The sequence below is a fragment of the Achromobacter spanius genome, from assembly GCF_029637605.1.
Classification (GTDB): Bacteria; Pseudomonadota; Gammaproteobacteria; order Burkholderiales; family Burkholderiaceae_B; genus Achromobacter; species Achromobacter spanius_E.
Genome location: NZ_CP121261.1, coordinates 60872 through 75772 on the forward strand (window position 1 = coordinate 60872; position 14901 = coordinate 75772).

Consider the following 14901-nt stretch of genomic DNA (forward strand, 5'->3'; position numbering starts at 1 on the left):
AGCAATGCGGGCATGAAAGTAGCGGTATTGGGTAGCGGCATTATCGGAATCTCCAGCGCCTGGTGGCTGAATCAGGCCGGCCACGACGTCGTGGTCATTGATCGCTGCACCGGTCCCGCCCAGGAAACAAGCCTGGCCAACGGCGCGCAAATCTCGGTGTCCTATGCCGAACCCTGGGCCAATCCCCAGGCACCGCTCAAGCTGCTCAAATGGATGTTCCAGGACAACGCGCCGCTGCTGTTCCGGCCGCAGCTAGACTGGCGCCAATGGATGTGGGGCCTTGCCTTCCTGCGCGAATGCCTGCCCGGCCGTCTGGCACCGAACATCCGCGCCATGGTCCGCATGGCCGAATACAGCCGCGCCACCTTGCGCAGCATGCGCGCCGAACTAGGCATCGAATACGATCACCTTGAACGCGGCATCCTGAACTTCTATCGCGATCCCCATGAGTTCGAGAACTCGCAACGGGCCGCGGGCCTGATGCGCGATTTCGGCGTCGAACGCCGCGTCGTCAGCGCGGACGAAGTCATTGCCATCGAGCCTGCCCTGGCGCCGCACCGGCAGACCATCGTCGGCGGCGACTACACACCCGAAGACGAAAGCGGCGACGTTCATCTGTTCACGGCCGCGCTGGCCGAGCGTTGCGCCCAGGCGGGTGTTGAATTCCGCTACAGCACGCGGGCGACCCGCTTGCTGACCCAGGGCGGCGCCGTGCAGGGCATTGAAATCATTGAACCCGATGGGCGTTTTGGCACGCTCTCCGCCGACGCCTATGTCGTGGCAATGGGCAGCTTCAGCCCCAATCTGTTGCGGCCCTTGGGCATCCCCTGCAACGTTTACCCGGCCAAGGGTTATTCCGCGACGTTTCCGGTTATCAGGCCGGACGCCGCGCCCACGGTCAGCTTGACGGACAGCAGCCATAAAATCGTGTTTTCGCGCCTGGGCGACCGCTTGCGCATGGCGGGTACCGCAGAGCTGTCGGGATACTCCCGCAGCCTGAACACCGGCCGCTGCGAAGCCTTGACCCATCTGGCGCAAGAACTCTTTCCCGACGCGCTTGATTTCGATCGCGTCAGTTATTGGTCGGGCCTGCGCCCGTCCACCCCCTCGAATGTGCCCATCATCGGCCGCAGCCGCATCCCCAATTTGTATATCAATACGGGGCACGGTACGCTCGGTTGGACGATGGGTGTTGGCTCAGGCCGGGCTTTGGCCGATCTGCTCAGCGGACGGCGGCCAGAACCGGAATTCCCTTTTCTTGGTCTGTGAACCTATGAAGAATCTGCAATTGGCGGGTGTGGCCCGCGCGATGTTCGCCAGCCGGCGTGCATGGGTATTTGGCGCCGCCATGGCGCTGGCGGGCGTGGCGAATGCCGCTCCCGTGGAAATCCAGGTCTGGCACGCCCTGTCGGACGCCAACAAGGCCGAGTTCGAAAAACTGGCCAAGCAATACAACAAAGAGCAGGACGAGGTCAGCGTCAAGCTGCGTAGCTTCAAAACGCAAGACGCCTTGAATCTGGAAGCCGTATCGGCCGTCAAGGCCAAGAAGGCGCCGAACCTGGTGCAACTGACCGACAACCATTCGCCGGAAGTCGTGGCGCAGCACAAGGCCATCCTGCCGATGTACCAGCTGCTGGCCAAGTACCCCATCAAGGACTTGAACTGGTTCGTGCCGGGCACCAGCAGTTTCACGCGCGACGGCAAGGGCCGCCTGCTTGCATTCCCCTGGATGGCTGAAGTGCCGGTGATGTTCTACAACACCGCCTCCTACAAAAAGGCCGGGCTGGATCCGAACAAGCCAGCTCGCACCTGGAGCGAGCTGCAAGCCGAACTGCTGAAGCTGCGCGACGTGGCCGACATTGACTGCCCCTACGCGTCGAGCGACCAGGTCACCGTGCACCTGGAGAACCTGGCCCCCATCAACGGCCAGCAGTTCACCAGCAACAACAATGGCCTGGACGCCGTCACCAAGAAAAGCGCCGCGCCCGCCATGCAGTTCGACACGCTCTACATGCGCCACATTTCGTTGATGGTCAGCTGGAAGCGTTCGCTGCTGTTCATGGCGCACACCGGCGACGCCTCGGCCGACAAGCTCTTCGCCAAGGGCGAGTGCGCCGTGCTGACCGCGAATTCCGGCGCCTTTGGCACGTTCGTGAACACCAAGTCGCTGTCGTTCGGCGTGGCACCGCTGCCTTACTACGACCAGGCCACCAAGTCGGCCGGCCAACCGTTTGTCAGCGGTTCGGCGTTGTGGGCGCTTGAAGGCCACCCGCAAGCCCAGGAAAAGGCCACCGCCCAGTTCCTCGCGTGGTTGTCCAAGCCGGTCGTCGCCGCCGAATGGCATCAGCGCACGGGTTTCCTGCCGCTGACCGAAGCCGCATTCCGCGCGTCCGACGTGTCGTTCTACAAGAGCATCCCGGGCGCACAGTCCGTGATCGCCTCGATGAGCAACCGTCCGGCCAGCAACAGCCGCGGCTTCCGCATGGCGAACTACACGCGCATCGAACCGGTGTTGAATCAACAACTGAATGATGCTTTCGAAGGCAAGGTTCCGCCCGTGGCGGCCTTGAACAATGCTGCCTCGCAGGCACGCAGCATCGCCGCGCAGCGCTGATCTTCAGCCGCGCCTGGCAGCGGGTACGCTGCCTGCCGAGCCCCTCGAAACCCGGTCCTCAAGGATCGGGTTTTTTTTCGTCTGTGCCCAGGCTCGTCGCAGGGGGGATCAATTCATCCATGCGTATATGCCAGTCTGGCGGCACGCCCAACCGTCGTCCACCATGCCGTTCATGCGTACCGCTTCCGGTGCGCCTTTTGCTTGCGGTGAGGCATGGTTCGAATCTTCTTCCTGGCGGCAGGCCTGTCCTGCCTGGGGGCCTGCACTAGCTGGCCCGCCACTGGCGGCGCGGGTCCCGCTTGGCACACCACGGGGTCCGCCGCGCGCGGCTTCCGTTTTGACTGGCGTTTGTCGGGCGATCCGGCGGTGGCGCCCATGCAGGTCTTCGACGATGGCAACGAGGTTTGGCTGCACTTCGCGCCGGGCCAGGCCTTGCCGGCAATCTTCGGCATGCGCGAAGGGCTTGAACATCCGTTGCCGTATACGCGGCGCGAGCCCTACGCGGTGGTTGCGGGTTCGTGGGGCGCTTTGCGGTTTCGCGGGGGCAGGCTGTCGGCCCGGGCTGAGCGTGATGTTGACGCGTCGGTCATGGCGTCTGCATCTGCACCCGCATCTGTGTCTGCATCCACATCAGCCTCCGCGCTGCCCGATGCCACGCCTTCGGTGGCAATCCCGCCGTCGGGCGTAGGCGAATTGGCTGCCCGTGGGCCCATGGGCAGCGCCGGTGGCGCCCCGGCAACGGCGGCAGCCACCGCGCTTGATACGGCTGCTGGTGTGACGACAACGCATTCCGTGCCTGCCATGGCTGCGTCCCTTTCCGGCGATGCCAGCGCACCGGCCCGCTTCTATCGCGCCGCCCCTCCCGACACCACCTTGCGCGCCGTGTTGGCTCGCTGGGCGGGCGATTCCGGCTGGACGTTCTATCCGCGGCACTGGGCCGTGGACGTCGATATCCCCCTGTCCGCGTCGGCTGAATTTTCCGGGGACTTCAAATCCGCTGTCCGTGAATTGCTCAGCGCAACCGAGCTTGGCGATAAGCCTTTGCAGCCCTGCTTCTACGGGAACCAGGTGCTGCGCGTGGTGCCTTTGGCCCAATCGTGTTCTCGCGCGGCCGTCATGCAAGGAGGTGGGGCATGAGCATTTTTCGAATGATCTGCGTTGTCGCCACCGGTGCGCTGGCGGGCTGCGTGGCGTCTCAACAAGCTGCGGATCTGAACCGCGCGGCGAAGGATCGGCTTGCCGTCGTCTCGGGCCGTCATCAAGCATTTGCCGATGCGCTGTCCGACCGTCAGGCGCGCATCGCCGCGCAGGACGTGGCCGCGCCGTGGGTGGCCGGCGCACCGCAGCCTTTGGCTCGCGAAGTGTCGCTGCCGTCCGCCTTGCGCGAAAACGTGCCCACCACGCTGATGCTCGCCGACGAAACCGACCTGTTTGCCCTTGCACAGCGCTTGGGCGCCGCCACCGGTATTCCGGTGCGCGTGCAACCGGAAGCCTTGCTTCCCATTGAACAGTTCTTGCCGCGCCTGGCCGTCACCGGAGGCTTGTCCCTGCCTGCCCCCCTCCGCATGGAGGTCCAGGACGGCCCCTTGCCGCTTGCCGACTTGCTGGACGCGCTTGCCGCGCGCTTCTCGGTGCATTGGCGCTACGTGCGCAACGCGCTGGAATTCTATCGAACCGAAACCCGGGTATTCGACGTGCGCGCGCTGTCGCTTGCCAGCGCGGTCGATGTGCGGTTGGGGCGATCGGGCAGCGAAGACGGCGAGGGCTTTGAAAGCACGTCCAACACCACCTTGTCGGCCAAGGAACACAACGCCGTGGCGGTGCTGCGCGCAAGCATCGTGCCGTTCCTGACCCGTTCGGGCTTGGTCGCCGACGCCGTGGACGGGGCATCTTCCATTGTTGTCACCGATACTCCCGAAGCGCTGGAGCGCGTGGCGCACTACCTTGAGCGCGAGAACAAGGCCATGACTCGACGCGTGCGTCTCGTCTTCGAGGAAATCACCGTCATCGTCAAACAATCGGCATCGGGCGGCCTGGACTGGAATGCGCTTTACGCCGCGGCGGGTTCGTCGGCGCGCTATGTCGTGCCCGCCGCGGCGGCTTTGGGGGCGGGCACGCTGGAAGCGTCGGTGGGCAGGGGCCCGCTGCAAGGCTCGCAAGCCATTGTTTCGGCGCTTAGCACCATGGGCGCGATCGTGCGGCACAGCAAGGTTCCTGTGCTCACGTTGAACCGGCGGCCGGTCACCCACGCGGTCCGCACCACGTTCTCGTACATCGATCGCGTGCAAAGCACTGCCGTCCCAGGCACCACATCGGGAGGCGCCAACGGATCGTTGCCCGCCGTCTCCATCACCCAGAAAGAAGAAACCGTGGGCTCGTTCCTGACGCTCGTGCCCGACATCCAGCAAGACGGCCAGATCTTGCTGTCCGTGGCCTACGACAACGCGGTCGCGCAACCCTTGAAAACCATCACGTTCGGCGAGCGCGGCAACCAGGTCCAGGTGCAGCAGATCACGATCGACGGCAATGGCACGGTGCAGCAGATTGAACTGCGCCCTGGCCAGCCCGTCATCCTGTCCGGCTTCGACCGCAGCACGGACCAACACGACCGCCAGCGCCTGGCGCCTGGCATGCCCCTGATCGCGGGCGGGCAGGACAGCGCGGCGCAAGAGCGCGAGACCACGCTGATGCTGGTCACGGCGCAGGTTGAAGAAGGGTATTGAGGCGCCATGAAACGAGCCCCGCTTCCCTTCCTGCTTGATTGTCCCGGCGCCAGCCACCAATTGGCGTTCGGCTTGCGGTGGCTGGCGCTGATCGGTTCCGACGTCCCGGCATTGGCGCGCGCCCGTGGGCGCAGGCTTCGGGCCACGCATTTCATCGTCGGCGGGTCTCCTGCCACCATGGCTGGCTTTGGCCGCTTGCGTTCATCATGGCGCATCCGCGGGCAGGGCGAGCGGGCGCGGCATCGCAACAAACCTCCGGTCCAGTCCGCCGCACAGCTTTACGCGTCGTTGTATCCGTTGGGCGGATATTGCCTGATCCCCCTTCCAGGTGGCCGTTATTGGCTGGCGGCCGCACAAGACGGCGTAGTGCTGTCGCAAGCAGACCGGGTGTTCGATTCCCGGGACGATGCCGCGCAGGCCCAGGCACGTTTGCGGGAGCAACGCCCCGGTTTGGTCGAGCACGATGCCGATGCGGCATGGGCTGCGCTGCTGCGGGCCGAGATTCCCGGCGCACGGATGGCGCGCCTGCCGTCACGCTGGGCGGGGGTGCCGTTTGCCCTGCGCCTGTTTCTGGCTTGCCTGGCCGTGTCGGCCCTTGCACCCCCGCTATGGCGCGCGGTGTCGTCCTATGTTTTCCCTGAGCAACAGGCCCCGCGTGCCTCGGAGGCCGTGCCGACGGGTCAGCCAAACCTTTATCAGTCGATGCTTAGTGCAACGGCCGCGCATGGGCCTCTTGAGGTGTCGCGGTTGCTGCGCAGTGTTGGAGAACTGCCGGTTCAGGTACAAGGCTGGGCGCTGCGTCGCGCGCAGTGCGATGCCCAAACCAGCGGCTGGAACTGCGTGGCGGTCTATGTGCGCGCGCATCCGCAAGCCACGAACCTGCGGCTGTACGCCCGGTTGCCGCCGGGGTGGCAGGTGTCGTTCAAGCCCATGGATGAAGCCACCCTGGCGTGGCAGATCGCGTCGCCGCCAGTTCCTTTGACGGCCTTGACGCTGCCCACTGCATTGCATGTCGACACCGAGCTTGTCGCCATATTGCAGGGTTTGCGGCCCGCCTTTTCGTCTATGACCTTGGCGCCCGCCATCGCGTTGTCGTTGCCTGCGCTCTTGTCCACGCCCACGACTGCTGGCGTGGACGCCGCCAATGCCGCGCTGGCAAACCCCTTGCCCGTACTGCGGCGGCGCGCACTGCGCCTGCAAGGGCCTTTGCGATCGCTTGCGCTGTTGCCCGCCGCCATCGCGCCGGCGCGATGGTCGCGCCTGATGGTCGATGTGCAGCCTCAACACCGGCCCACCTTGGTCGCCAGCACGCTGGTCGCCGAGCTTCAAGGAGATTTGTATGAACAGGATTAGGCTCGTCGTTGCCCTTGGCCGGCGCACGGCGGTTTGTGTGGCCGTGGCGTTGTCCGCTTGCGCGGCTGCGCATGCGAAGGCTACGCCGCCGGTTGAAGAGGCGCAGGCGTGGCCAGAGGTGGAAACGGTGCGCACCTTGCTGCGCGCGGACGCCGCCGCCGCGCTGGCGGATTGCAAGGTGCCCGGGGTATGCCAGCCAGGGGTGGAACGTGCGGACCCAGGGGAACGCGCGTCACGGCAGCAGGACGACATTCGTGTCGCTGCCATCTTTGGGTCTACACGGCGGCTCAACATCGACGTTCTCGTCAACGGCGCGTTGCTGCGCTATCGGGCGGGTCATGGCGCGCCCGTGGCCGGCGCGGTGTCGGCTGGCGGGTACCGATTGCTTGCCGTGGAGGGCGCTTGCGTGCATCTGCGCCGCGATGAACACAACCGTACCGCCTGCCTGGATGTCGGCAAGGCCCACCCATGAATCCGCCGACCATGCCCCTGAAAATCCACGTACCGCCGGCCTTGCAAACTGCCGATGACGTTGCTCGCCTGAATCCTCCCTTTGCACGTGCGCTGGCACGTGAATTCGATCTGGCCTCTTTGGCCGGCCGGCTCTGCCCGGTGCTTCTGGACAACGGCGATGCGGCGATTTTCGCCGTCAAGGAATATGTTCAGGGCGATGCCGTCGACGAACTGCAACGCATGGTGATCGCGGCGGGATACCGCTTGGCTGATCCGGCGCGCTATGCGTTGCCCGCGCCCTTGCTGCTGATGATCGCCCGTGGGCAACTGACGGCGGCCGGATTGGGCCGGCGCGGCGCGGGGCCGCAGGCCGAACGCACCTCGGGCCTGGCCGCCATGTTCATGGATATCGTCCGCTGGGGCGTCATGCAAGGCGCCAGCGACGTGCACATCAATGTGAATCGACGGCAAGAGGCCTGCGACATCCGCTACACGATCAACGGCGACTACGTCGGCACGCATCGGTTTGTGGGCTTGTCCAACGAGACCCTGCTGGAAGTGCTTGCGGTGGCGTGGATGGATGTGCGCGGCGGCAACGGCGCCGTATTTGATTCCACCGTCGAGCAGCAAGGACGCATCGCCACCACCGTCGACGGCATTCCTGTCGTCCTGCGGTGGGCGTCGCTGGCCACCGATGCCGGGCCTTCAGTCTGCCTGCGCATCCTGCGTCTGGACGCCACCGCCGACGGTGACCTGCAAGCGTTGGGGTATCCGGTCCAGCAAATTTCAACCCTGTTGCGCGCCCGCGACCGTGATGGAGGAGCCATCGTGCTGGCCGGGGTGGTGGGGTCGGGCAAATCCACCACCATCGCCAGCCTGATGCGCGGCATCGAGCCCACGCGCAAGGTCATCACGCTGGAAGATCCGGTGGAATACCTCATTGCCAATGCCTTGCAGAACACCCTGGGCAGCGCATTGTCGGAATCCGCCTGGCCCGCGTTCGACGCCAAGCTCAAGACAATCAAGCGATCCGCGATGAACGATCTGCTGATCGGCGAGATCCGTGATGTCAACACCGGCCGCGCGTTCATGGACCTTGCCAGTTCGGGCGTCAGCCTTTACGCCACCACGCACGCGGGCACGGCCGCCATGATTCCCGAACGTCTTGCGTCAGACGCCATCGGTGTGTCGCGGGACGTACTGGCAACGCCGGGCATTCTGAAGCTGCTGGTCTATCAGACCCTGTTGCCACGCTTGTGCGCCGGTTGCGCGTTGCCGATAGACAGCCTGTGGCTAGGGCGCGAAGCGGTGGCGCCGTCCGAAGGCGCGCCGGATTGGCGGACATGGATAGCGGGCATCTTGAACGCCTATCAACTGGATGGCTCAGCACTACGGGTCAGGAACGCGGCGGGATGCCCGCAATGCCGGCGTGCGCAATTACCGGATTTGAATGGCACGGCAGGCCGTTGCGTTGCCGCCGAAATGATCGAGCCCGAACGCACGGAAGGCTTTCTGGAGCGCGTACGCGTGCGCGACAACCTGGGTTTGAGTCAGCTGGCCGGTTGCGCAGTGCGAGACGGTGCCGACTGGCGCGAATCGGCCCTGCGCGGAACGCGAGCGCTGGACTGCGCATTGCACAAGGTCAGCATCGGCGAGGTGGACCCACGTGCGCTGTTGCGCCGCTTCGACCTGCCGTTGACGCCCAGCGTCGTTGCGGCGCGTGCTGCTTTCCATGACCTTGGACAGGGGCGCTCATGAACAGGCCAATGGCACCGACACGCTTGTGGCCAGGCATGGCGCTTGAGGTCATTTCGATACGGATCGACGCACTGCGCTTCCGCCCGCTGCGTGCGGACTACTTCGCGTATCTGGCTGACCTTATCGAAGGAACGCAGGGTCGAAAGAGCCTGCGCGACATCTTCGAAGACGACGCGCGGCGCTACGGGTCGGGAACGGTGCGGGGCCGCCTGTCGCGCCATTGGGCGGCTGCGTACCAGGAAGAGGGGGGCGACCTGGGAGAAGCGTGGCGGGGCACGCTGCCGCCAGCGGAATGCCAACTGATCAGTTGCGTGCAGGAAGAGGGCGGCGACCTTGCCGCCGCGCTGCGAGACTTGGCGGGCGCCGTGCGGCTGGCGGGGCAAGCGTGGTTGGCGGTCGTATCCGCCGCGGCGGCGGGACTGGTGGCGGCTGCCGTTGCGTTCGCCTTGCTGTGCGCTATCCCGTACTCCAGCGTGCCGCGCTTGTTGGCGGTCTTTCAGATGGTGCCGCCCGAAGACTATGGCCGTTTGACGCGCAACCTCTTTCGTCTGGCGCGGGCGTTGGATCAATGGCTATTGCTGTGGCTCGTGCTGAGTCTCGGCGCAGCCGTCCTGAGCCTGTGGTCGCTGCCGAACCTCACCGGAGGCCTGCGGTCCGTGTTGGATCGCTGGCTTTTGTGGCGCTTGTATCGCGATTTCCAGGCGATCCGCTTTTTGTGCCTGCTGTCGGTGCTGGTCCGGCAGCGTGGCGCGGCCGACACCCGGCTACGCCGCGCGCTGTCTGTGCAAGCGCGAGGTGCGCCGCCTTGGATGCATGCTCATCTGCAGGCCATGTTGGAGCACGTCGACGCGGGTGAAAGCGGCCCGGAGATATTTGCTACCGGCCTGCTGGACCAAGAAACGTGGTGGTACCTGGCCGACATGATGGACGTGTTGGGCCTGGAAGCCGGCCTGGCACGCGTGCGCGAGCGGGTCGAACTGCGTCTGCTTACGCGCGTGCGCCGGCAGGCGTCCGCATTGCGCTGGTCGCTTCTGATCGCGTCGCTGGCCACGGTCTTGGGCATCACCCTTTGGCATTACGGCGTCATCGACGAATTGCGTCACGCGCTGACCAATTTCTACGCAAGTCAGTAGCACTTCACGCGCGGCTTTGCGGGCCCCGCCCGCGGACGCGCACGTACCTTATCAACCCACGGAGGCAGTGATGCAGCAAGCAGTGATGCAGCAAGCAGTGATGCAGCAAGCAGTGATGCAGCAAGTAAAGCGTATTCAATCGGGCGCCGTGCGCCAGCAGGGCTTTTCCTTGATGGAGGTGTCTATCGTGACCGCCATAGTCTTGTTGATCGCAATCGTCGGTATTCCGGCAATTGGTTCGTATGTCATTGAAAACAAGGTGCCGAAGGTCGGAGAGGAGATCCAGCGGTTCGTCGCCAGCATGAAGATCAACGCCCAGGGCGGCGGCGTTACCCCGTACCTGGGACTGGACACAGGCGCCTTGGCGAATGCGTTGCGTGATTCAAGCGTGCTTGCTGTTCAGGGCAGCGGCGCGTCAGCCCGGGTCGTGCATGGCCTGGGAGGCAGCGGTACGGGGCGCAACGGCGTTGTGGAAGTGGCCGCGGCCGCAGCGGGTGGGGGAGGTCTGGGGTCCGCGTTTGTTGTTACGTTGACGAACGTCAGTCAGGCGGCTTGCCCGGCGCTGGCCTCGGTGTTGCAGCGGGTCTCGGACGTCATCTCCATTGGCGGCGGTGCAGGGGCGACGGTCGTGAAGGATGCGTTGGCGACGCCCGCTGTTCTCTACCGCGCCGCATCGGCGCAAGCGCAATGCGGGCAGGGCGAGGTCAACACTTTTGCGTTCACGGCAAGATGATGTCGTCCACCGTTGCGGAAAATGCGGCACGGCGCGTGGCTGCGCGCCGGCGGCAAGGCGGCTTTTCGTTGTTGGGGCTGGCGCTGACGCTGGCGTTGACCTCCATGATTGCCATCTGGGCGTCTAGCCAGCTTGTCCAGCGCATTGAGGACGCGGCTGCCCGTTCAACGGGGGTTTGGCTGACGCAGGTCAGGCAGGCGACCGCGGGCGTGCTGGAGCAACACTTTGCGGCGCTCGCCAAGGGCGAACCTTTGCAGAGCGAAGCGGGCGTTCCGCTGTTTGCCGACCCCTACGCCCCCACGGTTGCCGAATTGCGCGCATCGGCCCATCTTCCGGCCGATTTTCCAGAGCGCGCGTCGATGGGGTTTGCCGCACGGATCAACGTCGCCAGAAGCGAAGCCTGCCCGGGCGAGCGATGCCGGATAGACGCATTGGTCTACAGTGCCAACCCTGTGCTGAAAGTCGGAACGCATGCCCCCGACCTGATCGGCATTGCCGCCGTCATCGATGCCGCCCAGGGATATGGCGGAGCGGTGTGGCCGGAAGCGCCGGGCCAGGTCCGAGGCGCCGCCTTCAGCTTTCCCAACCCCTTGGTGGCCGGTGCGCCCATGCTGTCGGCGGGCACCGTGGCGCTTTGGGCCGGGGTCGGGGCGCAACCCGAGGCGGCCCCCCCGCCGGTCATGCCGGATTTAAGCGCCTACGTCAAAATCGGAGATCCGCGCGATCCCATGCTGGGCGGAGCGCTGACGGTCGCGTCGTCCATCAGCGCGGGGGCCTACCTCTCCGTGGGTGCGAGAGCCGTGGCCCGCCAGCCTTGCCACGTCGCAGCCGGCACGATGGCGTCTACACACGAGGGCGAACTGCTGACCTGCCAATTTGGTCTTTGGCAACGCGCCAGCAGCGGTTTTGGTGGCGCTTACAGCGTCAATTATCCGCTGGGGTGCAGGCATTACACAGGCGTTTCAACCGCAAACCCGCTTACTGGCCAGTGCTCTTGCCCACCGGGCTTTGCGGCCGTGATTGTTTCCGCAGGCGGAAAATGGACCGAAACCGAGGGGTGGACCACCGGGTATGTCTGCGTCAGGTAGAGCGCCATCGGACACCTTTTCCGCGCTTTTGCACTAAGCCTCTATAATCAAAGATTCGCCTAAATCTGCGTCATCCACGATGAAATCCTCCGAGATTCGCCGCCAGTTTCTGCAATTCTTCAAGTCGAAGGGACACACCATTGTTCCGTCGTCCTCGCTCGTTCCCGGCAACGATCCGACCCTGCTTTTCACCAATTCGGGCATGGTCCAGTTCAAGGACGTGTTCACGGGCAAGGAATCGCGGTCGTACACGCGCGCCACGTCGTCGCAGCGCAGCGTGCGCGCGGGTGGCAAGCACAACGACCTGGAGAACGTGGGCTATACCGCCCGCCACCATACGTTCTTCGAAATGCTGGGTAACTTCAGCTTTGGCGACTACTTCAAGCGCGATGCCATCCAGTACGCCTGGGAACTGCTGACGCAGGTCTACAAGCTGCCGGCCGAGAAGCTCTGGGTCACCGTCTACCAGGAAGACGACGAAGCCTACGATATCTGGGCCAAGGAAGTGGGCGTGCCCCCCGAGCGCATCGTCCGCATCGGCGACAACAAGGGCGCGCGCTACGCCTCCGACAACTTCTGGCAGATGGCCGACACCGGCCCCTGCGGCCCGTGTTCGGAAATCTTCTTCGACCACGGCCCAGAGATCTGGGGCGGCCCTCCGGGATCGCCCGAAGAAGACGGCGACCGCTTCATCGAGATCTGGAACCTGGTCTTCATGCAGTTCGAGCGCGACGCCGAAGGCAACATGCCGCGTCTGCCGCGCCCCTGTGTCGATACCGGCATGGGGCTGGAACGCATCGCGGCTGTTTTGCAAGGCGTGCATTCCAACTACGAAATCGATCTGTTCCAGAAGCTGATCCACGCGGCCGCCCGCGAAACGGGCGTCAAGGACCTGGAAAACAATTCGCTCAAGGTCATCGCGGACCACATCCGCGCCTGCTCGTTCCTGATTGTCGACGGGGTCATTCCCAGCAACGAAGGCCGGGGCTATGTGCTGCGCCGCATCGTGCGCCGCGCGCTGCGCCATGGCTACAAGCTGGGCCAGACCAAGCCGTTCTTCCACCGCCTGGTGCCGGATCTGGTTGCCGAAATGGGCGAGGCCTACCCGGAACTGGCGTCCATGGCCGACCGTGTTGGTCAGGTGCTCAAGCAGGAAGAAGAGCGTTTCGGTGAAACGCTTGAGCACGGCATGCGCATCCTGGACACGGCCTTGGCCAATGTGCCCAAGGGCGGCGTGCTGGACGGCACGACCCTTTTCACCCTGTATGACACCTACGGGTTCCCGGTTGACCTGACCGCCGACATCTGCCGCGAACGCGAAGTGGAAGTCGATATGGCGGGCTTCGAGGTGTCGATGGAGCGGCAACGTGATCAAGCCCGCGCCGCCGGCAAGTTCAAGATGGCCGAGGGCCTGAGCTACGAAGGCGCCGATACGCGCTTCGAAGGTTACGAAAAGCTGGAGCTCGACAACGTCAAGGTCACGGCCCTGTATGTGGATGGTACGCAGGTACAGGAAGTGACGGCCGGCCAAAGCGCCGTCGTCGTGCTGGATGCCACCCCGTTCTACGCGGAGTCGGGCGGCCAGGTCGGCGACACTGGTCTGCTGGAAGCGGACGGCGTGCGATTCGCCGTTGCCGACACCCTCAAGATCCAGGGCGGCGTTTTCGGTCACCATGGCGTGCTGGAATCCGGTTCGCTGTCGGTCGGCACCACGCTGCTGGCCCGTGTGGATGCGGTGCGTCGCGCGCGTACGGTGCGCAACCACTCGGCTACCCACCTGATGCACAAGGCCTTGCGCCAGGTCTTGGGCGCGCACGTGCAGCAGCGCGGCTCGCTGGTCGATGCCGACAAGACTCGCTTCGACTTCGCGCAGGATGCACCGCTGACCGCCGAGCAGATCGCGCGCGTCGAGGCGATCGTCAACGCCGAAGTGCTGGCCAATCAGCCCACCGTGGCCCAGGTCATGGCTTATGACGACGCCGTCAAGGGCGGCGCCATGGCGCTGTTTGGCGAGAAGTACGGCGACACGGTGCGGGTCCTGGATATCGGCTTTTCGCGCGAACTCTGCGGCGGCACGCACGTGAGCCGCACGGGCGACATCGGCCTGTTCAAGATCGTGTCCGAAGGTGGTGTCGCCGCGGGCGTGCGCCGTATCGAAGCCATCACCGGCGACAACGCGCTTGCCTGGGTGCAGAACCAGAACGCCTTGCTGACTCAAATCGCCGGCATGCTGCGCAGCACGCCGGCCGATGTTCCGGCGCGTATCGCGCAGGCGCAGGACCAGATCAAGGCGCTTGAGAAAGAGCTGGAACAGTCACGCAACAAGCTGGCTGCCAGCGCGGGCAACGATCTGGCCACCAGCGCCGCTGTCGATGTGAAGGGCATCAAGGTCCTGGCCGCAAGTATTGGCGACGTCGATCCCAAGGCGCTGCGCGGTATGGTCGACAACCTGAAAGACCGTTTGAAGCCGGCTGTCGTGTTGCTGGCCACCGGCTCGGCCGATGGCAAGATCAGCGTGGTGGGCGGCGTCACCGCCGACCTGACCGACCGCATCAAGGCGGGCGACCTGGTGGGCTTCGTGGCCAGCCAGGTGGGCGGCAAGGGGGGCGGTCGTCCCGATATGGCCATGGGCGGCGGCACGGACCTGGCTGCCTTGCCGGCGGCCATTGCCGGCGTGCAGAAGTGGGTTGACGAGCGTCTCTGATGAACGGCGTGCAAACCGGGGGCGATGTCGGCGCGCAAGCGCCTGCTTTCCAGCACGAAGTCGATGCCAGTGGCCTGACGTGCCCGCTGCCGATCTTGCGCGCCAAGAAGGCCTTGGCGCAAATGGCTAGCGGCGAGGTGTTGCGTGTCGTCACGACGGATCGCAATGCAATCCGCGACTTTCAGGCTTTTGCCCGCCAGACCGGGAACGTGCTGGTGGCGCAGGACGAGATCGAAGGCCGCGGCGTGCACTACCTGCGCAGGCGCTAGCGCTCATCTGGCAGCACCATCAAGGCTGCGGGTTGGGCGCAACGCCGTACCCACGAAAAGGCCCGCCTATCAA

At 64.9% G+C, this 14901-nt stretch carries 12 protein-coding genes; all 12 read left to right on the forward strand.

Annotated features, from left to right (window positions below):
• Positions 1-12 precede the first annotated feature (12 nt).
• The 12 genes from P8T11_RS00270 to P8T11_RS00325 all read left to right on the forward strand — a co-directional run bounded on the left by P8T11_RS00270 (position 13) and on the right by P8T11_RS00325 (position 14828).
• Complete coding sequence (locus P8T11_RS00270; protein ID WP_268078853.1) at positions 13-1269, forward strand: D-amino acid dehydrogenase; 1257 nt, start codon at positions 13-15, stop codon at positions 1267-1269.
• Between the two features lie 4 nt (positions 1270-1273).
• A complete protein-coding gene (locus tag P8T11_RS00275) occupies positions 1274-2614 on the forward strand; it encodes an extracellular solute-binding protein (RefSeq protein WP_268078852.1) in 1341 nt (446 codons plus the stop codon).
• 213 nt (positions 2615-2827) lie between these two features.
• Positions 2828-3751 carry a TcpQ domain-containing protein gene (locus P8T11_RS00280; RefSeq protein ID WP_268078851.1) on the forward strand — a complete coding sequence of 308 codons (924 nt, stop codon included), beginning with the start codon at positions 2828-2830 and terminating at the stop codon, positions 3749-3751.
• Positions 3748-5337, forward strand: coding sequence for a type II secretion system protein GspD (locus tag P8T11_RS00285; protein WP_268078850.1), 1590 nt, complete (start codon positions 3748-3750; stop codon positions 5335-5337). The genes P8T11_RS00280 and P8T11_RS00285 overlap by 4 nt, the downstream gene beginning before the upstream one ends.
• Before the next feature lie 6 nt (positions 5338-5343).
• Positions 5344-6690, forward strand: a complete 1347-nt coding sequence (locus tag P8T11_RS00290; protein ID WP_268078849.1) for a type 4b pilus protein PilO2 — start codon at positions 5344-5346, stop codon at positions 6688-6690.
• Positions 6677-7162, forward strand: coding sequence for a hypothetical protein (locus P8T11_RS00295; RefSeq protein ID WP_268078848.1), 486 nt, complete (start codon positions 6677-6679; stop codon positions 7160-7162). The genes P8T11_RS00290 and P8T11_RS00295 overlap by 14 nt, the downstream gene beginning before the upstream one ends.
• A gap of 11 nt (positions 7163-7173) precedes the next feature.
• On the forward strand, positions 7174-8901 hold the full coding sequence (locus tag P8T11_RS00300; protein ID WP_418910345.1) for an ATPase, T2SS/T4P/T4SS family: 1728 nt from the start codon (positions 7174-7176) through the stop codon (positions 8899-8901).
• A gap of 8 nt (positions 8902-8909) precedes the next feature.
• Positions 8910-10034 carry a general secretion pathway protein gene (locus tag P8T11_RS00305; RefSeq protein ID WP_268078846.1) on the forward strand — a complete coding sequence of 375 codons (1125 nt, stop codon included), beginning with the start codon at positions 8910-8912 and terminating at the stop codon, positions 10032-10034.
• A 115-nt stretch (positions 10035-10149) separates the two neighbouring features.
• On the forward strand, positions 10150-10767 hold the full coding sequence (locus P8T11_RS00310; RefSeq protein WP_268082476.1) for a type 4 pilus major pilin: 618 nt from the start codon (positions 10150-10152) through the stop codon (positions 10765-10767).
• Positions 10767-11855 carry a prepilin gene (locus P8T11_RS00315; RefSeq protein ID WP_268078845.1) on the forward strand — a complete coding sequence of 363 codons (1089 nt, stop codon included), beginning with the start codon at positions 10767-10769 and terminating at the stop codon, positions 11853-11855. Before P8T11_RS00310 ends, P8T11_RS00315 begins: the two co-directional genes overlap by 1 nt.
• Positions 11856-11934: 79 nt before the next feature.
• Positions 11935-14559, forward strand: a complete 2625-nt coding sequence (alaS, locus tag P8T11_RS00320) for an alanine--tRNA ligase (RefSeq protein WP_268078844.1) — start codon at positions 11935-11937, stop codon at positions 14557-14559.
• Entirely contained in the window at positions 14559-14828 is a 270-nt protein-coding gene (locus P8T11_RS00325) for a sulfurtransferase TusA family protein (protein WP_268078843.1), read from the forward strand. Before alaS ends, P8T11_RS00325 begins: the two co-directional genes overlap by 1 nt.
• The last annotated feature ends 73 nt before the right edge of the window (positions 14829-14901 follow it).